This window comes from Mycoavidus sp. SF9855 (assembly GCF_024582735.1).
In the GTDB taxonomy this organism is placed as follows: Bacteria; Pseudomonadota; Gammaproteobacteria; order Burkholderiales; family Burkholderiaceae; genus Mycoavidus.
Map to the genome: position 1 here is coordinate 1,104,365 of NZ_CP102085.1, position 25,866 is coordinate 1,130,230.

Sequence of the window (25,866 nt, forward strand, 5' to 3'; positions counted from 1 at the left end):
CTAGGATGGTGCTGTTGCGTATTTCAGCGCAGTTCATAGCCTTCTAAATAGTCCCCAAATGGGTAGGAGAAAAAATTGTTTAGTTTCAGCACCGGAGTGCGTTCGTCATCGACAGCCATATCCTCTCAGCATCTAGCTATATCTTCACAGCATTTGTTAGGCCTGGCGCGAGCGCATCAAGCCATGGGAAATCTAGAAGAAGCCAAAAAATCGTACGCAGAGGCGGTAAACAAGGCTAAAACTGAACATGAAAAAAAGCCTGCTGATCTGCAAGCAAAAAAAGCTTTTGATGCGATACGCAACGAGTTTTTCACTTTTCTAAGTGGCCTTCAAGAGCCCGCTGCAGCGGCTAACGTTGGGGAACACAGTCCTACTTCTCCTATTCCAAATCCATTGCATTCGATCAACCGGAATAATGCAGCCACACAGAGACCGCTATCGGCACAAAGAGCGCTGGATGCCTCTCTCGCTTTATCTAATGCGATCAAGCCTGATTTTTTTGAGAAGTGCTCCTCACTGAGTGAATTAGTTTTAGTTCAGACGGTCACGCCTACTGAGGAAAAAAGCGGGCTGGTGGAGTATCTGTTTGAAAAGGCGCTATCAACGTTGGGCTCCTTAGAAATAGCGAATAAACCCAGCCTGTTTCTGGTGTACGCCCACGACAATCCAGATCCAAAGTACGGACAGGCTGAGGCCTATACGTCTAAATATTTAATCGAGAAGTTATCTAACATACGAGGCGTCAACCTATATTCGGATCAAACCCCGATGGGGCAAACGTATTCAAGCTCCACGGAAGAATTGAAAGAGGATGGCAAGTTAGAAGACATCTTAACCAATCAGCTTTGTTTATTACCCGCTCGCTTAAGAAACGATGTGAAACCGGTCAATAAGGTCGTGGTGTGTTGTTCGGAGGTATTAGGACGCTACCTAGAATGGTCGCACTATGAAGATTTTTATCAGGAACTTCGAGCAGCCTACCTCAAAGACTGTGAACAACAGGGCAGTTCGGCCATTCGTGAGGTGGTCAAGAAGTTTTCACAAGAGCAAAAATATAAAGCAGGGTTCCATCATGTATTGACAGAAATTGCTTTTTTGCAAATCCGGGCAGAGCACTGGCAAGATCAGCACGGCATTATCCCTGTTTCGTTAACGCCAAATAGCTATGAGCAGTGCTTGGCGCATTTTATTCCAGCGACGACGGTTCGGATGGAAGATATGCCCAGATTGGATGCGCAAACCAAAGCCGGGGAAGTGTATCCGAATCAAAGTCGGCACGGGGTATTGTTTAAGCTGATCGAGCGGGTGTTAGTGAACAGCGATGAAGCCCAAACGTTTCTGAACAAGTTTTGGCAGGGATACAACGAATGTATTTCACGGTTAAGCAAAGAGCCATCAATGCCTGGCAAGCTTGAGTTTATCAAACTAGTAGACAGTATCTTCGACGACATAGACAGAGAACTGCGCAGCCAGCTTCTCCAGGTCCTGCAGCAACACAAAAATATAGTAGGAAAACTGCGTCCACCCAATCTCTCAGATCTGCGCGGAGCGCTGTATCAGCATTATCAACGCTCGAATCTCTCGATTCAGCGGATATCGGGTCAGACGGTTTCGCTTGACGACTGTTATATTAATCTGGCAATCGTCGAAAGTCAGGCCCAGCGTGAAAAAGACAAGGAAGAGCTGAAAAAGCAAGCAAAGATTTTTGAACGCCTACCGAGCAGTGAGCGTCTTGAGGCGACGAATCAGAATAAATTGATCCCCTTAGATCAGCTATTTGAAAAGCAAAAACTCCGTGATGGTTCAGAGAATGTACCCAGGCGGATTCTGATCCAGGGACGGGCTGGGATAGGCAAAACAACCCTGTGCAAAAAGCTGGTGGATGAATATTATCGTAACGGCTTATGGCAGGATCTTTTTGACAACATATTGTGGGTGCCGCTACGGCAACTCAAGACGGCCTCATTCCAACATCTGGAAAATTTACTGTGCAATCGTTATTTTTCAAATCATGGTAGTGCGAAAGCATTAGGAAAACTCTTTCGTGAACATCAAGATAAGACTTTATTCATCCTGGACGGCCTGGATGAAGTCACTGAAATGTTCGATCAGCGTCATCCTTTAAATCATTTTTTAACGAATCTCCTGAATCAGTCTCATGTTTTAATCACTTCGCGTCCTGCAGGGATCAACGCATCTCAGTGCAATAATCCGGATTTAGAGTTGGAAACCATTGGGTTTAGCCCAGACAATGTCCAAGCCTATATTCAAAAATTTACGCCTGCCTCGAACCAGACAGAGATTCAGCAGTTTATCCATCGTATGCCGTTGATTCAGGGGCTGGTGAATATTCCGATTCAACTGGATGCACTGTGTTATAGCTGGGATCGACTCCCCCAAAATCGAGAAGTGACAATGTCGATGCTGTATGAGGCGATGGTGGATAAATTATGGCGCAAAGACAGCGTGCGTTTAGAGAAAAAAGAGAAAGATCAGTTATTAGGGATTGATGTCATTGAAGATTTGTCAGAGTCGGATCTGGAAGAATTAATGACGGCCGAAATCCATTATCTAAGCTATCTAGCGTTTAAGGGATTAGAGACAGAGAAAATTGAATTCAGCCGGGAAGAGCTAAGTCAACGTAGAAAAGAGCTGAATGCAAGACCTCAAACAGGGGAAAAATTACCCCTCCATTTCACCACGAATCTGAAAAAGACCTCGTATTTACATACAGCGGATGTTGAGCGGCCTGAGTCTGAGCGCCATTATCATTTCCTGCATCTAACGTTTCAGGAGTTCTTTGCGGCAAAGTTCCTAGTAGAGCATCTACAAGCCTATGCAAAAGTGGAAAGCGCATCCGCCTTTTCTCATGTTGTACAAAAGGGTTTGAGCGCCATACCGAGCCGGAATGAGCTAGAAGCATTTATCGCAACGCATAAATACAATCCGCGGTATGAGATCGTATGGTGGATGGTGGCCGGATTGCTTAAAGACACGGCATTGGAGCATTTTTTTAATGTATTGGACCAATCACCACGAGATCTGATCGGGATGCGTCATCAGCAGGTGATCATGGGGTGTTTAAACGAAGCACGATCTCAATTGACGGCAACGCCCCTTCTTGCTCAATTGGAAGATGAGTTAATGCAGTGGCTGAATTTCGAGATGGAAAATGGGCCGAACTATTACAGTCGCTTAGGTAGCCAGAGGACTTTTCCGGAACATCTGTTGCTTGATCATCCGGATAAGTCTAGGTACAAGTTGAATATTATTAAAACCTTAGGAGAACGTTCAGTTTTATCTGATGGTGCTATCGAGTTCTTGGGCATGGAATTAGAAGATGGTCAACAAGAAGACCCGACTGTCATACAACTAGTTGTTATGGCACTAACAGGATCTGAAAAACTACCTGCTGCCATTATCGAAGCCTTAGGTAAGATACTAAAATTACAAAATAAACTTGGGAGTTTGTGCAGGCAAGCGGTTACGGATATTTTATATCAACAAGACAATTTGCCCGAGCCAATTGAGCAATCTTTGCTGTACCAATTAGAAGTCGATGATAGGTATAGCAGGGTCGATGAAGATGAAGGCCCTATTATGATGGTTAGTGGGCCAATATCATTGGGCTGGCGTTACCAGATGAGCACAGCCGACGGTTTCGGGGCTAGAGTTGATTTACAAGAAAAACTACCGGAAGCTGATATTGAGGCTTTGATCGAAACGCTAAGGAATGGAGACATAAACATCGAATCTACAGCTAAAGCCGCCAGAACCTTAGGTCAACAGAGAGAACTGTCCGATTTTACAATTGATGCCTTAATCACAGCGCTAAAGGATAACAGGGCGCATGTTAGGTATGCCGTTGCCGATATATTGTTCCTACATAAAAAGCTAGATCCTAAAATTCTTCAGGTTTTGTTGGAAACAGCATTACAAGATGAAGAGCGTAAAATAAGGAGGGTAGCTATTGAGGCACTAGGTCAGCAGGAAACTTTGCCTGAATTTATCAACCAGGTCTTGATCGCAATCTTAAATGATGAAGATAGAGATGCGAGATACATAGTCGTCAGAATATTAAGGCAACGGAAAGAACTCTCTGCCAGCACGATCGATACTTTACTCACGGTGCTACAGGATGGAAAAGAAGACGCTAGATCTGCCGCTGCTGAAGTCCTAGACTCGCATACAGAAGAGCTTTATCAGTCGCTTGCGCGCTTGACATCTGATGAGGATAAATTCAGATCCGTCTATTTCAATGTTTTTTCCCCACATAGCTGTAAACATATTGCGCCCCTCTATATTCAAGACAACCAACTTTACTTTTATACGGCGGCGGGCCTTGGGCAACCAATTCAGTTGACAGCTAAACAGAATAAAGTGATCACAGAGGCTTTTAAGACCGTTCAGGCAGAAGCCAAATGACTTCAATGCTGGGGGTTTTACTCGCCAGGTAAACGCGATGATCTCAGTTGGTTACCGTGTCAGTTTTAAACGAACTGTGTTGTTCCGCCAGTAGGTCACGCGTATTTTGCGTGAATAAATGTCAACGGCCCAACGAAATCTGGGGGCCGGCGATGCAGAAAAAATCAGAAATTTTTTGCCAAAATTAGATCTTTTCACCTACAATTCAGAAAAATTTTTCACGAGGATGGCGGTTGCGCAGTAGCCATTACACTGAGTGATGGCCTTTCAAAATAAAAGAATCCCAGAATAAGTAGGAGAAGAAATTGGTTAATTTTATCGCCGGAGTGCGTTTGCCACCGCCAGTCCCATCCTCGCTGCATCTAGCCATCTCTTCGCAGCATCTGTTAGGCCAGGCGCACGCGCACAAAGCAATGGGAAATCTAGGCGGAGCCAAAAAATCGTATATAGATGCGATAGAGAGGGCCAAAATTGAACATGAAGAAAATCCCGGTAATCCGCAAGCAAAAGAAAACTTCGATGCAATATCTAAAGAGTTCTTGGCTTTCTTAAAAGAACTTCCATCAAATGAGCGTCAAGAACAAGCTGCAGTGGCTAATCTTGGGGAGCAAAGTCATATTTTCCTCTCCCAAAATCTATCGCTTCCCACCAACAGCAATGATGCGGCCATACCCGGACTCCGATCTGCGCAGGGAGCTTGGAATACCATTTTATCTAATAGTGTCAGCCCTGCTTCAATGTCGCAGGAGCGGCTGCCAATTGTGTATACCCAGGCAAAAAGCGCGCAGGCGGATTTTCTGTTTGAACAGCCTGTATCAGGGGCCATTTAAAAGTGAGGCTGACGCGCAACGCTGCGCCGAAGAGGCGCGACAACAGCAAAATCGTTGTACGGTAATGTAACTCCAAAGGATTGAACAGCCTACTGCCAGGCTAGAAAGAATAGCTTAGAAAAAGGAATAATGATGTGGGGTAATTCTGTTTCTAAAACTCTAACGAGCCACCAGGCGCAGATTCTGGCAGCGAAAATTTGTCTGGATCAAGCCCGCCAACAAAAGACAGCGCAGCAACTCGATGTGGCGTTAGTCTTATATGACCAGGCAAAAGTAACTTTTAAACGTATATCGGATACACGCAAACTTGTTATTGCGTTATCGGAGGTAAAAAGCGCCTTGAGCCAGGCTCAAACACCTCAGACAGAAGAAGATGAGGCACTGCGGCAGCATATTGCTGATATTTATTTTGAGCGCGCAGAAGTTCTGAAGGGTTTGGGGGAATTGGACAAAGCGCGAGCGAGTTATAAAAAAGCGAAAGACTGGGGCCATGAACTGACCGAGGCTGATCCCATTGCCCCTGTCGAGCACAATGCACCGATTTTGGCTCAGACGTCCATACCCGCTTCAATGTCTGTCCGGGAAAAAGGTGAGCTGGTGGATTATCTGTTTGAAAGGGCGCTGTTTACGCTGGGATCATTAAAGGTATCCAATAAACCTAGTATTTTTCTGGTGTATGCCCATGACAATCCCGTTCATGGAAAGGCCGAAGCTAGTACCTCTAAATATTTAATCAATCATTTATCTAAGATCCAGGTCACCCTGCATTCCGATCAAACGCCACTGGGGCAACCGTACTCGGGCTCCTCCGAAGATCTGAAAGAGGACGGCAAGCTGGAGGATATTTTAACCAGTCAGCTCTGTCTGTTGCCTGCTCAGGTAGAAAAAGAGGTGAAACCGGTTAATAAGGTCGTCGTGTGCTGTTCCGAGGTATTAGGAAACTATCTGCAATGGTTGCACTATGAAAAGTTTTATCAAGCACTTCGAAAAGGGTATCTTGAAGATCGAGAAGCCTATGGCAAAGACGGCGGCCAATCGGGCGCTTCGGCAATCCGTGAGGTGGTGAGAAAGTTTTCGCAGGAGGCCGAATATAAAGCCGGGTTCCATCATGTGTTGACGGAAATGGCTTTTTTGCAAATCCGGGCAGAAGAACTCAAAGTCCGGGTAGAAGAACTCAAAGATCAACACGGTATTATCCCCGTTTCATTAACCCCAAATGGTTCGGTGCAATGCTTACAGAATTTTATTGCATCGACGACAGTTCGCATGGAAGATATTCCCAGGTTTGAGGGGCAAGCATTATCTCCAAACCAAAGTCGGCACTGGGTACTGTTTAAGCTGATCGAACGCTTATTAAGGGACAGCAATGAGGCCAGAACATTTTTGGATAAATTTTGGCAGGGGTACGGTGATTTTATTGCGCGGTTAAATACCATGCCAATGCTTGGCAGGCTTGAATTTGCCAGGCAATTAGACGGCATCTTCGATAGTATACGGACGGCGCTGCACAGCCAACTTTTCTTCACCGTGCAGCAACACCAGCAACAACTGAGGGTGCTCAATGCTAATCCCCGATCTGCTATAAAGGAGCAATATTTCGATGCTTTGGGGCAAGATGAGGAGTTTGAGGAAACCCTACAGCTCTATGTTGAACCCCGCGGCAAAGCGAATTCGCATGAGGCCGACACTTTCAATCTCTTACCCAAAATTCAGACTTTTCTGAACGATGAAAAAGTGAAAGTGATCTTATTGACGGGGGACTCCGGAGCAGGAAAAACCAGCTTCAACCGTGTCCTGGAAAAGCAATTATGGAAGGGTAAAAAAGAACACGATGCGATTCCGTTGTTTATCTCTCTGGCGAGTATTGACAATCCTGTGCACGATTTGATCTCCACGGCATTAAAGAAAAGAGGCCTGTCAAAAGATCAAATTCAAAGATTAAAGAAAGAAAAGCAAAGGTTCATTTTTATTTTGGACGGCTATGATGAGATTCGGCAAACCAAGAATCTGTATCAGAGCAATGGCATCAACCAGCCTGGTAGCTGGCAGGGTCAAATGGTCATCAGTTGTCGCAGCGAATATTTAGGCCAGGGTCAGGGTTATCGAAAATGGTTTCAACCGGATCAATATCGACAGGGTGAGGCCCGGCTATTTCCAGAGGTGGTGATCGAGCCGTTTTCAGGAGAAGAGCAGAATCAGTATCTGGAAAAATATGTTGAGCGAAATCGACCAATCTGGGATGCGCAACAATTTAAAAAAGCCCTTGAACAACCTCATTTAAAAGAACTGGTAAGCAACCCATTTTTGCTGCGCGTGGTGCTGGACGTGTTGCCGTACCTGGAAAACGAGGGGAAATCTCGAACAGCTATCCAGTTACGCATGGATCTGTATAACCAATTCGTCAGGCAATGGTTCGAACGCAACGAACAGCGCTTAATCGCACGCGATTTAACAGAGAACAAAAGAGATATTTTTAGAGAGATGTGCGATGAGGGCTTTGCCGAACACGGTATTGACTTTGTGGAAGACTTGGCGGTACATCTTTATGTAAAGAATGCGGGGAACCCGGTTGTTGAATATTCGTCGTTGAGAGACAAAAGAAATTGGAAAAAGAAATTTTTTGAGCTGGATGACAAGAAACAACTATTGCGTGAAGCCTGGCCCCTGAGTCGAAGTCGGAATCAATACCGTTTTATCCATAAATTGCTACTGGAATATTTTGCGGCACGGGTTCTTTTTGCATCGCTTGATGCGTGCATGACAACGGACACCCGCCATCATTATGTTAACGACGCTTCAGCCTATAGTTTTGGAAACCAATCGGTTCTGCCTCCACGAACGCTGCGGGATATATCGCTAGCTCCCAAGCATTGGGTCGGCGATCTGGGCGTTGTGCGATTGTTGACTGAACGTGTTCAGCAAGAGGCCATATTTAAAAAACGGCTCTTAGGGATTATCGAGCGTTCAAAAACCGATGCAGGGGTGCGCCAAACAGCGACCAATGCAATGACAATTTTAGTCAGAGCGGGGGTGCAGTTTAACGGAGTGGATTTAAAGGGAATTAGGATTCCGGGTGCAGATTTAAGTCATGGGTTATTTGACCATACGCAATTTGAAGGTGCTGATTTAAGTGAAGTGAATTGGTATAGTGCTTGGTTACGAGGGGTCAACTTAAATGGGGCCGATCTCAGGGGATTGGAGTTGGGAGAAAGGCCAACTTTAAAGATGAAAAATGGAGTGAATGCCTGTTGTTATTCGCCGGACGGCCGCTGGCTGGCTATTGCAGAGGACGGTGATATTCATCTTTATGAGACAGATGATTTACAAAAAGTCCATACGTATACTGAGCATAAGGCCGGGGTGAAAAGTATAGCGTTCTCAAGTAATGGTCAGTGGTTAGCTTCTGGAAGTAGGGATAAGACAGTGAGGTTATGGCATACGTCGGGCAATCGATCTCTAGCGCACACGTATGCTGGGCACGAGGATTGGGTGAGTAGTGTCGCATTCTCAAGCGATGGTCAGTGGTTAGCTTCTGGAAGTGATGATCAGACAGTAAAGCTCTGGTTTGTTTCGAGCAATCGATCTCTAGCGCACACGTATATTGGGCATGAGTATGGGGTGAATAGTGTCGCATTCTCAAGTGATGGCCAGTGGTTAGCTTCCGGAAGTGGGGATTGGACGGTGAAGCTATGGTTAGTTTCGGGTGATCGATCTCTAGCGCACACGTATGTCGGGCATGAAGATGGGGTGAGTAGTGTCCTGTTCTCAAGCGATGGTCAGTGGTTAGCCTCTGGAAGTTGGGATAAGACGGTGAAGCTGTGGTTAGTCTCAGGCAATCAATCTCTAGCGCACACGTATACTGGGCATGGGAGTTCAGTGGGAAGTGTCGCGTTCTCAAGCGATGGTCAGTGGTTAGCTTCTGGAAGTAATGATAGGGTAGTAAAGCTGTGGTTAGTTTCGGGCGATCGTTCTCTAGCGCATACGTATGCTGGGCATGAGGATTGGGTGAGTAGTGTCGCATTCTCAAGCGATAGCCAGTGGTTAGCTTCTGGAAGTTCTGATAATACGGTGAAGCTGTGGTCTGTTTTTGGCAATCGTTCCCTAGCGCATACGTATGCTGGGCATGAGGATTGGGTGAGAAGTGTCGCGTTTTCAAGCAATGGCCAGTGGTTAGCCTCTGGAAGTGATGATCAGACAGTGAAGCTGTGGCTTGTTTCGGGTGATCGATCTTTTGCGCACGTATATATCGGGCATGGGCAGTGTGTGAGTAGTATTGCCTTCTCAAGTGATGGCCAGTGGTTAGCTTCTGGAAGCGTGGATAATACAGTGAAGCTGTGGTTAGTTTCGGGCGATCGATCTCTAGTGCACACGTATACTGAGCATGAGCAATATGTGAGTAGTGTAGCGTTCTCAAGCAATACTCAGTGGTTAGCTTCTGGAAGTAAGGATAAAACAGTGAAACTTTATCCTGTCTTTGGCAATCGATCTCTAGCGCATACATATACTGGGCATGAGGGTGGGGTGAATGGTGTCGCGTTTTCAAACGATGGTCAGTGGTTAGCTTCTGGGAGTGATGACCAGACAGTGAAGCTGTGGCTTGTTTCGGGTGATCGATCTCTAGCGCACACGTATATCGGGCATGAGGAGTATGTAAATAGTGTCGCATTCTCAAGCGATAGCCAGTGGTTAGCTTCTGGAAGTTCTGATAATACGGTTAAGCTCTGGTCTGTTTTGGGTAATCGATCTCTAGCGCACACGTATATTGGGCATGAATACAGGGTGAATAGTGTCGCATTCTCAAGCGATGGTCAGTGGTTAGCTTCTGGAAGTTCTGATAATACAGTAAGGCTATGGTCTGTCCGAACACACGATTGTCAAGCTGTGCTGAAAAGCTTTGTTGGTGACGTCCTAGCTGTTGCATGGCAGTCTACACAGGGCGATGCTGCCCTACTAAGCACAGGGGGAGCTGACAAAGCTGTTCGTCTTTGGCGAATCCCTTATGAATCAGGCCAAATTGGTACAATTACATTAGATTGGACTTCAAGACAAGAGACGCTGACTGCAACAGGTGCGTTGATTGAAAATGCCTGCAACTTAAGTCCTCAAAATGCAGTTCTACTTAGGCAGCGGGGTGCAGGGCAGGCTGAAGTCGGTGAAGGTGCCATAGCGTTTTCCTCACAAAGCTCTGACGAAATGCCCTCCGAGGAAGAAAATTCTTCGATAAATTTGACCGTTTTCCAAACCAGCGCTGCACTGCGAGTTCGAGATAAGACTGGCCGAGTATGTCAAGTGCTGCGCTTAGAACAGTAATGGTGGCAGGGAGGAGAGCGTTTCATTCTGGGGGCTGAAGTGGGCTTGACCACCTCCTCAACATTCTCCGGCGCACCCCAATCGAGAGGAAATTTGTAACAAAATCCTCAAAAATACTTTGCAGAAACCGTTTGCTCCTCCTACAATTAAAATTTCTTATTAGCGGTGGGTAGACGGATTTTTCGCGCAGTCCATTCAAAATCTTAAAAGGCTAAGCATTGATCCCTTTTAGGGGAAATATTAATACTTCTCCCTTTCGCTAAACCGAAAGGGGTCTAAAAAGTATCAACCATAGGAAAAACTATGTTTAACCCTATCAACGGAATGTTTTCGAGATCAAACCCTGTTTCACAGGGACAACCACATCATCAAACGCCACAGCAAATGCTTGAGCAAGTACAACAACATAAAGAAGCTGCGGATCACTATAAAACAGCGGGGCAGGTCGTTGAAGCGGGAAAACACTATGAAGCAGCCCAAGACTTGTTTGAAGCAGTGATGGCAAATTCTTGTGTTGATTTTAGAACAGTAAAAATGCTTGAGCCGATTTATTCAAACTACAGCTTATTATTGTATAGACAGGGAGCGAATGCAGAAGCAGAAAGAATAGAGCAAAAAGGACGAGAACTCCTTGAGCGATACGCACCCAATATAACTTTATTTAGAAAACGAGAGGCAGAGTGTGAGTTAAGTAGCGCGTATTTAAATAAAAAAAGCTATACGGCTCCAATCGAACGACCTAACCAAGTCTCTCTGCCTGACGAGTTTATCCATAAGCTAGAAATACTTTCTTTGCATCCTGTGCCGCTTGCCTCGACGGCTTCGTTTTTTAATCAAGATAAGAGATTTATTCAGCCTAGCCATTCCTATGCTTTAGTGAATAAGCTCGAAGAAATTGAAGAGGCCCGTCACTTAGTTTGGTGTTTGCAAGAAGGTCCGAAGCATCATCTGGATATATCTGAACTCAGAGGAGTCGCTGATCAAATTCTGCAAAGCTTTGCCAAGAGTCATTTCTATAATCTGGACATTGTTCAAGAACTCGTAGCCTTGGGTCCACTGGACCAAGTGGGAGTGTATAGAACGATTATGAATCAGCTCGAACGTGGACTCAAAGGTTCTATTAATTTAGCCGCATTGCAAGGCCTGGCTTTTATGATTTCACATCGCTTGCATTTGTCACAAGACGAGCATTTAACTGCTGACTGCGTAAGTTTACTTGGACAGTTAGAAGGTCTTTTAAAGTTGATGCACCGAAAAAATAATAAGTTACAGCTAGCTGCGCTACTTCAAACAATGTCACTGTTGCTTGATACAATGTATGGAGCCTTAATAAGTGAGGTAAGTGACTCGCTTAAGACATCGCTAGATTCGCTTCTTAAAGAATTACAAGATAAGAAAAACTATCAGGATGCATATTTAGCGTTTCAAGCACAATATCTCCTCCAAGCTCTCAAAGGACTAAAGAGTGATAAAGAATGGGGAGATATAGCTAAACAGGTATTCTCTCAATTTGGAGGCAGCACCGCTTACTTTGCAGGGGCATTCCAAACATGGGACCCTGATAAATTCTGGGAAGGGTTCCAGAGATTCCAGGAGGGCGTGCGTCCCCTGATGGAAAAGTGCGGCTCTAATTCCTCTAGTGCTAATTGGTATATTGCATTGCGCTATGTCGATCTTTTCGTAGAGCGAGGCTGGGTGACTGGAATAGAAAGTTTTTTAAGTCAGGGAGAATATGCAAAGGATAAATATTTCTTGCAAGGCCTGTGTGATCGATTAGAGCGAATAGCTTGTGGGAATAATGATGAATCGATAAAAGATAGTGCGCTACGTTTTTTGATGAGCTTAGAACAAGGCGGAGAAAGATGGGGCAACCACAAGGTGGTGAAGCAGTATGCAGCACAAACCCTGAATCGCATTGGCTGTTTGTGGACGCCTTTGACGCTTGAAGCGATGGAACGTCTCGATTATGCGCCTGCAGCTTGGCATCCATTTTGGCAAGGGAAGCCGAGCAGCCGCATTCTGAAGGAAATCCAAGAAACAGCTCTACACCGTGCTTATGCCAGAGGACTTCTCCCCCAGATTGGAGCATTTAGGCAAGAGATGAATGCTTCTTATGCAAATCTGGCCCAAACTGTAGAAACACACTTCATACAACCTTTAGGCACAGCCCAAACTATACAAAGGGGATTGGTGCAGGTTCAAAGCCATGTACAAGAACTCGTCCCGCGAGGAACAGGACGTTCATTAGATGGAGAAAAAAAGACCGGTGATCTTACTGATGATCAAGAGTGCAACATTGAAGCTGAAGCTACCCCTACTTCTGAGCGAACAACGCATGGAGAAGAGGAGGGAAGTGTAGGATATATAGTAATTGGTGATAGGCAAAATGCAGTAAAAGGTTCGGGTAATATTTTCAGAGATCGCTATCCAACAGAGGCCGATATCGGGGCAGCAGAAAACAAAAAGCGACCCGCTGTGACTGAAGCAATTCAGGCCAAAGCACTGAATTTTGGAGAGCGGATAGCTTTAAAAAATGGAAAAGTTACGTTTCAATTATTAATTGGCAATGACAGTAATTCAATACATGGTGACAATAACAGGATCGCTATGGATGAGATTCCGAGAACTTTTTTTGCAGCAAATTCAAGTGATACAAGATAGAACCGAAAGGGCTTTCTCCATAGTCTGGGTGCGCGCTTTCTTTTTTAGAGCGAAATCTTTATATGTCTTTTGCTCTTTTAGGCAGAGCGAGAATTAAAAAATATCCTCCATAAAGGAAGCTATGGATATATCTACCAGCGGAACAGGATCGCCAAGATTAAATTCTATCGCACAGCAGAATGAAAAGAGCCCTTCTAAAATGCTCGAAGAAATGGGTGAGCAATACATACCAGATAACACTGCCTCTTCTAAAAAACGAGGGGCAGGGCATGGCTCAAGTAGTGATCACTTAAATAAAAAATCTGCCTGGATCCGAGGAGAAAGGATTACTACAGTACAGACTAGCAGGGGCTCGCATAACGTCCAAATCATTGGTTCGAATAATATAGTCAAACCGAGTTTCTACTTTCCATTAGAAAAATTAAACGCTTATGCAGAGACCGAGCATTATAAGCCTTTGGCTCAGCTCGGCGAGCATATTGAAGCATTAAAAATCGCATACCTGAAAACGCTGGAAGAAGTAGATTCAGTCAAGGACGCACTGGACTTATATGTTGGGCCTCAAGGACAAGAGAGTGTGCATGCACGAGAAGCCTTTCCTTTAATAGATAAAGTCCATGGCTTTTTATCTTCTGAGAAAAAAGTACTTTTACTGCTCGGTGAAGCGGGTTCCGGTAAAACAATCTTCAATCGACATCTAACACTTATGCTCTGGGCTGAATATAAGCGATCCCCTGATACTCCTATCCCTCTTTTTATTGCGCTTGCTGAACATACTCCGTCTTGCCAGGATTTAATCAGGAGCTATTTACTTGAGCAAGGGTTTTCAGCAGAAGCGATTGAGGAACTTAAAACAGAACGGCTGGTTTTTATTTTAGACGGCTTTGATGAAATCAGAGATCGCATCCAGGCATTTTATACGCAGAATAAGCTCGATCAGTGGGCGAATGCAAAAGTCATCATCAGTTCTCGCCCCGAGTATCTTGGACCGGCGTATCAGAGCCAGTTTCAGAAAAGGGGTCAAACCCGGGCATTGCAAGAATATTGGCTGTCGCCAATTTCAGATGACTGGATGAATGTTTATATTGAAAAGTATATTCAGCATACCCAGACAAGATGGGATCTGGAGCAGTATCAATCAGCACTGAATCGATTACCGACATTAAAAGAAGCGATACGTCGCCCATTTTTACTACGCATGGCGCTGGATCTTTTACCAGATTTGACTGAAAGCAAGGCGCAACTTATTACCCGGATTGTGTTGTACGACGAATTTATATCGCGTTGGTGGAATCGCTCGGAAGAGCGGTTGCTGCATATTCAACTGACTAAGCAAGAGAAAAAGGCGAAAACCAAGCTGGGTCAGCATTTAGCTGAAAAGGGCTTGAGAGCGAGTGGAGAGATGGCGGTTGCTTTGACTCGAAAAGGAGTAATCCAGGCCTTTTATGATCCTGAAAGGAATGAAGTAGAACCAGAGGCCTGGCGTGCGTATTTTAAGAAGGATGCGGAAAAACGATTATTGCTGTTTAATGCGCCCCTGATTCACCAGGGACAGCACTATCGCTTTATCCATAAATCGATTCAAGATTATTTAGTGGCGCGAGTAATTTGTGGGCCGAGGTTTAGTAGTGCTGCTCCTAATGCTGATGCGGTGCTGAATCAATATTTGCTGGTGGATGAACCGTTGATTCTGGACTTTTTGGTAGAGCGAGTGAAACAGCATTCGTCTTTTAAAGCGCACTTGTATGCCTGGATAGAAGCATCTAAAGAGCCTGATGCGCCTGTGGAGATAGGGGCTGCGAATGCGATCACGATTTTAGTTAGGGCTGAGGTGCAGTTTAATGGAGCGGATTTGAAGGGAATTCGGATTCCGGGTGCAGATTTAAGTTATGGATTATTTGATTATACGGAATTTCAAGGTGCAGATTTAAGTAAAGTAAATGGATACGGTGCATGGTTACGAGGAGTCAACTTAGATGGGGCCTATCTCAAGGGATTAGAGTTGGGTGAAAAGCCAACTTTAGAGATGCAAGGAAGTGTGCTCGCTTGTTGTTATTCTCCAGATGGGCGTTGGTTTGCGGTGGCAGAAAGCAATTGTATCCAACTTTATGAGACTGAAAATTTACAAAAAGTACATACGTACGCCGAACATAGAAATAGGGTGTCGAGCGTAGCATTTTCAGGTGATAGTAACTGGCTGGTCTCCGGAAGTTGGGATAATACTGTAAGGCTTTGGTCTGTGTCGGATAATAATCGATCTTTGGTTCACACATATTCTGAGCATAAAGATTGGGTAATAAGTGTCGCGTTTTCGGAGGATAGCAAGTGGTTAGCTTCGGGAAGTTACGATAAGACCGTGAAGCTGTGGAATGTCTTTAATGATCGATCTCTAGTGCATACATATGTCGGACATGAAGGTGAGGTGAATAGCGTCGCGTTTTCGAAGGATAGTCAATGGTTAGCGTCTGGAAGTAATGATAAAACCGTGAGGCTGTGGAATGTCTTTAATAATCGATCTCTAGTGCATACATATGTCGGACATGAAGGTGGGGTGAATAGCGTCGCGTTTTCGAAGGATAGTCAATGGTTAGCATCTGGAAGTAATGATAAGACGGTGAAGCTGTGGAATGTCATCTTTGATAATCGATCTTTTGCGCATACATATGCTGGGCATAGGGGTGAAGTGAATAGTGTCGCGTTTTCGAGCGATGGCCGATGGTTAGCTTCAGGAAGTAATGATAAGACGGCGAAACTGTGGGATATATCAAATGCTCGATCTTTAATGCACACATATGCTACCTATGAGGATTGGGTGACAAGTATCACGTTTTCAGTTGATAGTCAGTGGTTAGCCTCCGGAAGTAATGATGGTACGGTAAAGCTATCGAGCATCCTAGGCATTCAGTCTCCAATTCACACATATGCCGAGCATGGAAATTGGGCGACGAGTCTCGCGTTTTCAGGAGATGGGCAGTGGTTAGCGTCTGGAAGTTGGGATAAGACGGTGAAGCTGTGGAATATTTCAGGCGAGCAATTTCTTGTGCACACGTATATCGGGCATGAAAATGGAGTAGAGAGTGTCGTATTTTCTGCTGATGGAAGGTGGTTGGCCTCTGGAAGTAAAGATAAATTGGTGAAGCTATGGAGTATTTCAGATGATCCATCTTTAGTGCACACATATATCGGGCATAAAAAAGAAGTGACAAGTGTCGCCTTTTCGGTCGATGGCCAATGGCTAGCATCTGGAAGCTGGGATAAGACAGTAAGACTATGGTTTACCTCAGATGATCGGTCTCTAGCGTATATCTATGTAGGACATAAAGGTGAAGTGAGTAGCGTTGCATTTTCGAAGGATAGTCAATGGTTAGCGTCTGGAAGTATTGATAAGACGGTGAAGCTATGGCATGTCTTAGACGATCGATCTTTAGCATATACCTATGTAGGACATAAGGGAGAGGTGACGAGTGTCGCGTTTTCGAGCGATGGTCGGTGGTTAGCATCTGGTAGTTCTGATAAAGTGGTAAAGCTCTGGTCTTTGCGCAGCCGATCTTTAGAACGCACATACATTGGACATAAGGGAGGAGTAAATAGCGTAGCGTTTTCATCCGATAGCCAGTGGTTACTCTCTGGGGGTAACGATAATACAGTAATAATATGGTTTGTTTATCCCAACGATCAACTAGCTATAGCAGCTAGATTACAAGGTTCTTCTGGACCGGTTTATAGTATTGTCTGGCAGTCTATGCAAGATGGGAAAGCGGCCCTACTAAGCACAGCAGGAGCAGATAAGGCTATTCGTCTTTGGCGGGTCCCATATGACTCACTCCAAATTGGTGCTATCAGGTTAAATTGGACTTCAAGGCAAGATACGTTAATTGCGGCAGATGCACGGATTAAAAATGCTTACAATTTAAGCCCTCAAAATGCAGCCCTGCTTCGGCAGCGAGGTGCAAATGAAGATACTGATGAGTACAACATAAACCAACCTTCTGAGTTCGAAAGCGATGATGAATCAATTATTAATGAAAATTCCTCCTTCGAATCAGAGGAGTCAAGCGAGGAGGAATGAAATATGGCTCGTGCCAACGACCCTCCGCCTGGCAACAGGCGTTATCTAGAGGGGAATGTGAAGACTCATCGATATCCAGATCGGCTTTGAGCTCGCTCAAACTTGTGGGTAATTGCAAGGTATTCACCCAGTGGTGCTTGGATCGCCTCCGGCAGTTTGGACTCTACGGTGCGATTGTGGCAAACTCAAACGGATCAGTGCCAAATACTCATTCAAGATTGTGGGCCAGTCAGAAGTCTTGCTTGGAAAGAAATTTTCGGAGACCATTATTTGGTGACAGGCAGTATGGATAAATCTGTTCGCCGTTGGAAAATTAACAAAGAGGGGGAAGAATATAAAATGTATTTATGTTGGAGTACGGCGCACAGCTTACTAACAGTGAGAGGGACATTGATTGGAGATGTGGAAGGTTTAAGTGAGATAGATGAGAAACTGTTAAAACAACGTGGAGCACGATTGTGTCAAACAGCTCGTTAAATTTTATGCGCCGTGCAAAGGCACGGTTTTCTCAGCGGGTGCGAATCCCGCCCGGCCTCTCGCTCCAGTCGGTAGCAATCGGAGCGGAGCGGTCGAATTTTGGGGACGGTTGCCATCGTGGCGGAGAGAATCGCCGGAGAGGTTCTTTCGCCAGGAATGTCTGCTTAATTTAACATAATATGAATTATGGACATATACGATGTAGGCCCCCAATAGTAATGTCCTATTTTAGCTCAGTACAAAAGTCCTACTTTTAGATCACTAGCCTTATGCTAAGGGGCTTATTTTGCTGATCTAAGGCGTAGTATGGCTAAACCAGGATGGATTACGATGAGCATGCTCGAACTTGAGCGGGTCAAGGTTATACAAGCAGTTATCGAACGTCGTTTGAAACGTTACCAGGCAGCAGAGCACCTAGGTTTGAGCCTTCGGCAGATGACACGAATCGTTGATCGGTATCGCAACTTCGGGGCGGCTGGAGTACCGTCCCGGCACCGTGGCAAAGCGAGCAATCATCAGCTCCAGCGGGTATTTCTGGGCGTGCGATTGCACTCATTCGTGAGCACTACGTGGACTTTGGTCCAACGCTGGCTTGCGAGAAGCTATACGAATGTCACGACATTAAGCTGGGCAAGGAAACGGTGCGTCGCTTGATGATTGAGGCAGGTCTATGGGTCCCTAGACGACAACGGTCTGCTAAGGTTTACCAGCCTAGAAATCGACGATCCTGTCTGGGCGAACTGATCCAGATCGATGGCAGTGACCACTTTTGGTTTGAAGACCGTGCGCCCTCATGCACATTGCTAGTGTACGTTGACGATGCGACCAGCCAATTGATGGCGCTACACTTTACGGCAACCGAATCTACTTTCTCATACTTCGAGGCCACTCGTAAATATTTAGATAAACACGGCAAACCTGTAGCGTTCTACAGTGACAAGGCTAGCGTTTTTCGAGTCAATGCCAAAGACGCAACTTCGGGTAAAGGACACCCCCAATTTGCTCGAGCGATGTACGAATTAAATATCGAAAGTATCTGCGCCAATACCAGTCAAGCTAAAGGTCGTGTAGAACGAATGAATTTGACCTTACAGGACCGTTTAGTCAAGGAGTTACGGCTACGCGGCATCTCTACCCAGCAAGAAGCAAATGCCTTTGCGCCACATTTTATTTGTGATATCAACGCTCGTTTTGCCAAACCGCCACGTAGTGACTTCAATGCTCACAGAGGGATTCGTAGCGATGAGAATTTGGATCATATTTTTACCTGGCGAGAGCTCCGCAAAGTCTCCTGCAACCTGACCTTGCAGTACGATAAAATTTTATATTTGTTGCCAGATAATCCCGAGATGCGCTGTTTGATCCGTAAGTATCTCGAAATCGTTGAATACCCGGACGGTCACATCGAGGTCTGGAGCAATGGCACCTCTGTGCCCTACACAATTTATGACCGCTTGTCGGAGATTGATCAGAGCTCAATCGTGGAAAATAAACGCTTAAGCCATGTCTTGAGAGTAGCTCAGACCGTACAAGCAAAACGGGATAACCGTCGTAATACACACGCCCCCTCGCGGACCCATGCAGGCCAACCCGTTAAGTCCAAAGTGAAGGATAAAGGCCTTAAAAAACAGCGAGAATTGAACGCTGCAGATCTCAATCATGCGATTTCTGTTGTTAACAATCTGAGTAAGCGTGCGATGCGACGGTTGTCACGGTGTGAGCATTCGCGGTCAACTAACATGCCGAAACGTTCTTCAAACGATAGATCATCGGTAGCGCGTTGAGCAAACTGCTCGCTAAATGCGATGGCCATGCCATCGAGCTTGAGAGCCTTAAGTTGGTTGAGGGTGTGCTGATTCAACATAGATTTCCTTTTAGGTGAGTGACGAGATTAGTGGTAGTACCCAGGTCCACGCACGTTGTCATGCGTGGTAAAGCGAAGTTCGGTTTGGGCGGCGGGTGTAGCCGGTAGGGATGGCTCGAGACGGTCCAGGCCTGATTTCAGGATATTGGAGACGCTTTTATAGGTCATTGCATCTAAGGCGGTGGCGCGTGTACACGCCGCTTCCAAGCGTTCTTTGCCGAAGGCGCGCAACAAATGCATCAAGCCTAAACAGGAGCGATAGCCCATTTCAGGATGAGGCTTAGATTCCAGCAGATGTTGCACGATTTGGTGTGTGGCCTCTCCGATCGATTCGCCCCAATTTAATAATCGTCCGGGCGACCATTGCCGGTGAGCTTGGTGTGATTTGGGCATGTGTTCGACCAAGGTCGTGTGATGGTCGTTGGGTATTAGGTGACTTGCTACGTTGGGGTGGGAGGCTATCCTCTTGCCCTGATGGAAGCATTCAATGGTGCCAGCCGTGATGCGGACCTCGACCTCACGTCCCACCAATTGGTGGGGCACGCTGTAATAATGACGATCGACGTCAATGTGGTAATCAATTGACACCCGCGCTTTCTTCCAACGCGCCAGTTCAAACGGTTGTGCTGGCAGTGGCCGCAGCACTGGACGATCGATTGCCTCGAACGCTTGGATGCGATTGCCAGGCAATTTCTTGAATGGCCGGGTGTTGAGGTCTATCAGCAGAGTCGCGATAGCGTGGTTCAATTCGGACAAGCTGAAGAAACGCAGGTTACGCAAGCGTGCGAGAATCCAGCGTTCAGCAATTTGCACACCGACTTCTACTTTGCCTTTGTCCTGTGGCTTATAAGGCCGTGCAGGCAGTACTGCGCAGCTGTAATGGGCAGCGAACTCAGCATACAGACGCCCCACCTGAGGTTCATACCGATCAGGGTTAGCAATTAAGGCGCGAGCATTGTCACAAACGATGACTTCGGGACTGCCTCCGATATAGGCGAGCGCCTGGGTGTGCGCCTCGATCCAGTCTGCCGAGGTCTGGCCAGCAGTCGCTATCGCAAATGTATAGTTAGAAGCGCCTAGTACCGCTACAAACAGTTGAGCTTGATGGGTTTCAACGTTATGCAGGTTGGCCACGGCAATGGTCTGGCCAGCATAGTCAACAAATAACTTCTCACCCGCTCGATGAATCTGGCGCATCGAGCGCTTGAGTGTCTTGGCCCAAGCACGGTAATGTACGCACAAGCTTGTATAGCTGTAAGGCCGGCCCGGACATTGCGCGCAATACTCTTCCCACAGCAATTGCAGTGTGACGCCTTCGCGTTTGAGTTCTTGATGAAGCCAAGCATAATCCGGCGGCGTGAACTGGGACGCGCGCACGACAGGTGTCTCAGATTTGGGCTTCAGTCTGGATAACAGCGCTGTTTCGTCTAGCGCTTGCGCCTCTTCCCAGGCTAAACCCGCTTGGCTAGCAAGCTTAATGTACTTGGCAACAACGCCTTTAGAGAGCGACAAGGCCCGGGCAATCGCCTCTAGCGACAAGCGGCATTCATACCGCAGCCTTAATACTTCTTTAACTTTGCGCATGGTAATTCGTCGACTTGGCATCGCATACCTAAAAAGCGCATCACGATACCGGGTTATTCAAATTACCTTCGCTTGCCTACAGACTTATCAAATCGCCGATCATTTCTAGCTTTCCGATTTCAGAAATTTTACCCAAAATAGGTCACGACAATTCTGTAATCAGCGGTCACGATAATTCTATAATGACCGGTCACGATCCTGAAATAGGCGGTCACGATAGTCTGAAATACGCATTTCTGTATTATTCACCAAAGCATGGACTCGGCTCACCCACGGCCTTACGCTGCTTTAACAGCTTCTTATTCATCGGGCTTAAGCCTTCTATGCCTTGAATGGCAGTGCCTGTCAAAATCAATCTATCATGCAATGTACTCCAAAATAGCCGTACTTGATAACGTCCCTCTTCTTCGATGACCTGCCATACGCGAACCGATTTATCGACACAGCCGGTTACCAAATAACTGCTATTAGATATCTCTTTCCAGGCAAGGCTATTAATGCCCCCATGAAAATCTCGAACTACCGCTAAACACTGACCCGAGGCCGCGTCCCACAGACGAACCGTTTTGTCATCACTGCCCGAGGCGATCTGATGACCGCTCGGCGAATACACCACGCTATTAACCCAGTGGGTATGCCCTTGTAAGGTGTGGCCGACCTCCCCGCTGTGCACGTCCCACAGACGAACCGTTTTGTCCCAACTGCTCGAGGCGATCTGATGGCCGCTCGGCGAATGCACCACGCTACTAACCCTGTCGGTATGCCCTTGTAAGGTGTGGACGGCCTCCCCGCTGTGCGCGTCCCACAGACGAACCGTCTTGTCATCACTGCTCGAGGCGATCTGATGGCCGCTCGGCGAATACACCACGCTACTAACCCTGTCGGTATGCCCTTGTAAGGTGTGGCCGACCTTCCCGCTGTGCGTGTCCCACAGACGAACCGTTTTGTCCCAACTGCTCGAGGCAATCTGATGACCACTCGGCGAGTACACCACGCTACTAACCCTATCGGTATGCCCTTGTAAGGTATGGCTAGCCTCCCCGCTGTGTGCGTCCCACAGATGAATCGTTTTGTCCCAACTGCTCGAGGCAATCTGATGACCGCTCGGCGAATACGCCACGCTACTAACTGATTGTGTATGCCCTTGTAAGGTGTGGCCAACCTCCCCACTGTGCGTGTCCCACAGACGAACCGTTTTGTCCCAACTGCTCGAGGCAATCTGATGACCACTCGGCGAGTACACCACGCTACTAACCCTATTGGTATGCCCTTTTTGTAAGGTATGGCCGACCTCCCCGCTACGCGCGTCCCACAGACGTACCGTATCGTCAGCACTGCCCGAGGCAATCTGATGACCGTTTGGCGAATACGCCACACACCTTACAAAGGCGGTATGCCCTTGTAAGGTGTGGACAGCCTTCCCGCTGTGCGCATCCCATAAACGAACTGTATTGTCATAACTGCCCGAGGCGACCTGATGACCACTTGGTGAATACGCCACACTCATAACACAATCAGTATGCCCTTGTAAGGTGTGGATAGTTTCCCCGCTGTGCGCGTCCCACAGGCGTACCGTCTTGTCAGCACTGCTCGAGGCGATCTGATGACCGTTTGGCGAATACGCCATGCTAAAAACATCACCGGTATGCCCTTGTAAGGTGTGGGTGATCTCCCCGCTGTGCACGTTCCACAGACGAATTATATTGCCGCCACCCGAGGCGATCTGATGACCGCTTGGCGAATACACCACGCTCATAACATGGGAGACATGCCCTCCTTGTAAGGTATGGACGGTCTCCCCGCTATGCGCGCCCCACAGACGAATCGTCTTGTCATTACTGCCCGAGGCGATCTGATGGCCGCTCGGCGAGTACGACACGCTAAAAACCCTGGCGGTATGCCCTTGTAAAGTGCGGACGGCCTCACCGCTGTGCGCATCCCATAAGCGAACTGTATAGTCATTTCCACCCGAGGCAATCTGCTGACCATCCGGCGAATACACCACGCTCAAGACAGTGCTGATGTGCCCTTGTAAGGTGTGGATTTTCTCCCAGCTCGAGGTTTCATAGACGCTGATCGTACCGTCTGCGAGGCTCACCGCACACGCTTTCCCATCCGGGGAATACGCGCAGGAATATATCTCACTCTCTTCCTGGAGATAAGGCCATTCGCCAAACTTCACACCGCCCATCTGCGCCCCGCTTAAATTCGCCTGGCGCAGCCAACTCGTCCGAAGGTTGACTCCAGTCAAATCCGATCCTTGCAATTGCGCTGAATCGAATACTCCACCACTCAAATCCGCACCTGGTACCCGTATTCCATTTAAATTCACTCTATTAAACTGGACGCCACTTTTCACTAATAGAGTCAGTGCATTAGCCGCCATGGGCTGTACTTCTTCTGTTTTCGAGCGTTCGACCCAGCTTAGTAAATTTGCCTTCAACTCCGGCTCTTGCTGGACTTTTTCTCTTAAATATCCAAATAGCTCTGGATTATCAGCAAGGCGTAACAACTCAAAAAATGCTGGTTTCTCTACCACTTGATCGAGTTGTCCTGATTCACCTAGCCTTTGCAATTGATTCAATGCAAAGGCTTGCAAGCTTGCATCCGACTTAACTAGCATCCGTTGATATTTCGGCACAATTCTTTGCTGCAGCAAGTGTAATTTTAGAGCAGGCGAATCCAAGGGTTCTTCGTCGCGAGTCACTATAGTCAATGCTTCAAAAAACGCCTTCTTGGCCGTCCAGTCCAAATGACTTTCTATTTCTTCTCGAACTTCGATGGGGAGTGAGAGTAATGTAGGCACTGTAGGTTTTTGTGCTGCCGTATAGGATGAAATAGTAGAAAGCGAAATAGGGTTTAGCATGGGTATCTTTGAGTTAAGTTTTGGCGATATTAACAGGCAAAATTTAAATAGACTTGAATATAGTTCTAGGCTTATTTGGACAGCTTTTCCTGCTTACCTAGTGCCTCAGCAGCCCTAGCATGTCCTCGATCTTAATACAGAAATGCCTCATCACACCCATACGTCACATTTTCTTATATTTACTAAGGCAAACATAAAAGAAGAAACCGCGAGTTAGATAAGGAGTATGAAGAAGCACTTTTTAAACTCTGCCAAACTCGAGAATTACCTATGGATGAGCGCTTAAAGGCTTGTCTTAGCCGCATTCAACAAAGTATCCGAGAGGCAGCATCTGGAGGAAGTGAAGCGGGAGAACGTGAAAAACTTATTTTGTGTGCTGATGAAGCAAAAAAGGTAGATTGAGGTGGTCTTAATTTTATTCAAATCAGCAGTTTAGACTGAGATGTGGCGGATTTTTTGCGAATCACGGCCAAGGATCAGCTTGAATCGGATCACGCTTCAAATATGATCTGATTGTATCTATACGTATATTCAATGGGGCGCGCCAACGAGACGTTTTTTGCGCCTCAATAAGGTCTTTTTTTAGATTTTCGGCACGATATTGTTTAGCCTCGAAAGGCTAACGAGACAGATTGCTGGGACTCTAACATGGATTGACCACCTCAGCCCCCGCTTTTGGGATAGAGGACCTGGTGGGGGCTACCGCAGATAACCCTACCCCCTTTTATTTTAATCATAAAAACCAGACACTTCTATTTAGCCCAAGATAAGACATTTCTATTTAGCCTTGACATGTTGTAGCAGCTAGATAGTAATGTCTGGTTTTAGCTAAATAGAAATTATCGATGCTATCACAGCATTAAAGGTGATCTCGGAGGTCGGCACAAATTTATCGCGCTTCAAGAGCGTCAAGCATTTCACCTCCTGGCTAGGTTTATGCCCGGGCACCAAGGTTTCGGGAGGGAAAGTGCTTTCGAGCACTTGTAAACGCACCGCTAATCGAGCGACGCAAGCCCTTAAAATGGCCGCCGCTGCTTTACGGACAAAGTAAATCTGCGTTAGGTGCCTATTATCGCCGCATGTGCGCACGTTTGGATAAACCTAAAGCCATTACAGCAACTGCTCATAAACTAGCCCGTCTCATCTACGTCATGCTGACCAAAGGAGCTGAGTATGTGGATGAGGGGCAAGATTATTATGAACAACGCTACCAGCAGCGAGTCATACGCTACATCTCTCAACGCGTAGAGAAACTGGGCTTCCAGCTCGTACCTATATCTCAACGTCAGTTCGAATGAATCTGAATAGAAATATTACAAAGATCATGTAGATGGATTGCTCGCAAGGCTGTAAGCAATGATTCCGCTAGTAGATTGATCGGTATAGGGGGCAACTTCAAACCGAAGGTGCCTCAGGCCTGATTTCAAAACGAAACGGACGTCCAAGCAACCACCAATTGCCGGAGGGCATTGTGCCGCGCAAGCTCTTAGAATGAGAATGGCCGCAGCTGCTTTACGACGAAGTCAGTCTGCGTTAGGGGCGTATTATCGCCGCCTGTGCGCCCGCCTAGATCGACCACAAGCCATCACGGCGAACTCATAAGCTGGCTCGCCTCATTTACGCTATGCTGACCAAAGGGACTGAATATGTGGATGAAGGCCAAGATTATTATGAGCAGCGCTACCAGCAACGCGTCGTGCATAACCTCTCCCAACGCGCGGAGAAACTAGGATTTCAACTTGTGCCTATACCTCAAGAGTAAGTTAAAAAATCTTTAATA

At 46.5% G+C, this 25,866-nt stretch carries 10 protein-coding genes and 3 pseudogenes; 10 read left to right on the top strand and 3 right to left on the bottom strand.

The features are described 5' to 3' along the window. Nucleotides 1–75 precede the first annotated feature (75 nt). The 8 genes and pseudogenes from NQD60_RS04335 to NQD60_RS04365 all read left to right on the top strand — a co-directional run. The gene (locus NQD60_RS04335) at nucleotides 76–4,425 is read left to right on the top strand and encodes an NACHT domain-containing NTPase (protein WP_257101212.1); all 4,350 of its coding nucleotides are present in this window, start codon (nucleotides 76–78) and stop codon (nucleotides 4,423–4,425) included. A gap of 413 nt (nucleotides 4,426–4,838) precedes the next feature. Further along, nucleotides 4,839–5,255: a hypothetical protein gene (locus NQD60_RS04340; RefSeq protein WP_257101213.1), complete on the top strand. Its 417-nt coding sequence runs from the start codon at nucleotides 4,839–4,841 to the stop codon at nucleotides 5,253–5,255. A gap of 129 nt (nucleotides 5,256–5,384) precedes the next feature. Further along, nucleotides 5,385–10,565: an NACHT domain-containing protein gene (locus tag NQD60_RS04345; protein WP_257101214.1), complete on the top strand. Its 5,181-nt coding sequence runs from the start codon at nucleotides 5,385–5,387 to the stop codon at nucleotides 10,563–10,565. Between the two features lie 303 nt (nucleotides 10,566–10,868). After that, complete coding sequence (locus NQD60_RS04350) at nucleotides 10,869–13,226, top strand: hypothetical protein (RefSeq protein WP_257099787.1); 2,358 nt, start codon at nucleotides 10,869–10,871, stop codon at nucleotides 13,224–13,226. Between the two features lie 199 nt (nucleotides 13,227–13,425). Continuing rightward, entirely contained in the window at nucleotides 13,426–17,295 is a 3,870-nt protein-coding gene (locus NQD60_RS04355) for an NACHT domain-containing protein (protein WP_257099788.1), read from the top strand. A gap of 102 nt (nucleotides 17,296–17,397) precedes the next feature. Then, a pseudogene (locus NQD60_RS09180) lies at nucleotides 17,398–17,445 on the top strand (hypothetical protein); the annotation flags it as partial. An 18-nt stretch (nucleotides 17,446–17,463) separates the two neighbouring features. Next, nucleotides 17,464–17,772, top strand: coding sequence for a hypothetical protein (locus NQD60_RS04360; RefSeq protein WP_257099789.1), 309 nt, complete (start codon nucleotides 17,464–17,466; stop codon nucleotides 17,770–17,772). 306 nt (nucleotides 17,773–18,078) lie between these two features. Further along, nucleotides 18,079–19,328: pseudogene (locus tag NQD60_RS04365) on the top strand (ISNCY family transposase); the annotation flags it as partial. A 101-nt stretch (nucleotides 19,329–19,429) separates the two neighbouring features. On the opposite strand, the gene NQD60_RS04370 reads toward NQD60_RS04365, so the two are convergent. From NQD60_RS04370 to NQD60_RS04380, 3 genes are all read right to left on the bottom strand, one after another. Next, on the bottom strand, nucleotides 19,430–19,636 hold the full coding sequence (locus tag NQD60_RS04370) for an ATP-binding protein (protein ID WP_306438062.1): 207 nt from the start codon (nucleotides 19,634–19,636) through the stop codon (nucleotides 19,430–19,432). Between the two features lie 27 nt (nucleotides 19,637–19,663). Beyond that, nucleotides 19,664–21,241 carry an IS21 family transposase gene (gene istA / locus NQD60_RS04375; RefSeq protein ID WP_257099790.1) on the bottom strand — a complete coding sequence of 526 codons (1,578 nt, stop codon included), beginning with the start codon at nucleotides 21,239–21,241 and terminating at the stop codon, nucleotides 19,664–19,666. A 220-nt stretch (nucleotides 21,242–21,461) separates the two neighbouring features. After that, entirely contained in the window at nucleotides 21,462–24,086 is a 2,625-nt protein-coding gene (locus NQD60_RS04380; RefSeq protein WP_257099791.1) for a pentapeptide repeat-containing protein, read from the bottom strand. Between the two features lie 859 nt (nucleotides 24,087–24,945). On the opposite strand from NQD60_RS04380, the pseudogene NQD60_RS04385 reads away from it, so the two are divergent. Both NQD60_RS04385 and NQD60_RS04390 read left to right on the top strand, forming a co-directional pair. After that, a pseudogene (locus NQD60_RS04385) lies at nucleotides 24,946–25,384 on the top strand (transposase); the annotation flags it as partial. 326 nt (nucleotides 25,385–25,710) lie between these two features. Then, nucleotides 25,711–25,848 (top strand): hypothetical protein, encoded by a 138-nt coding sequence (locus NQD60_RS04390; protein ID WP_257099792.1) that lies wholly within the window; start codon nucleotides 25,711–25,713, stop codon nucleotides 25,846–25,848. Nucleotides 25,849–25,866 lie beyond the last annotated feature (18 nt).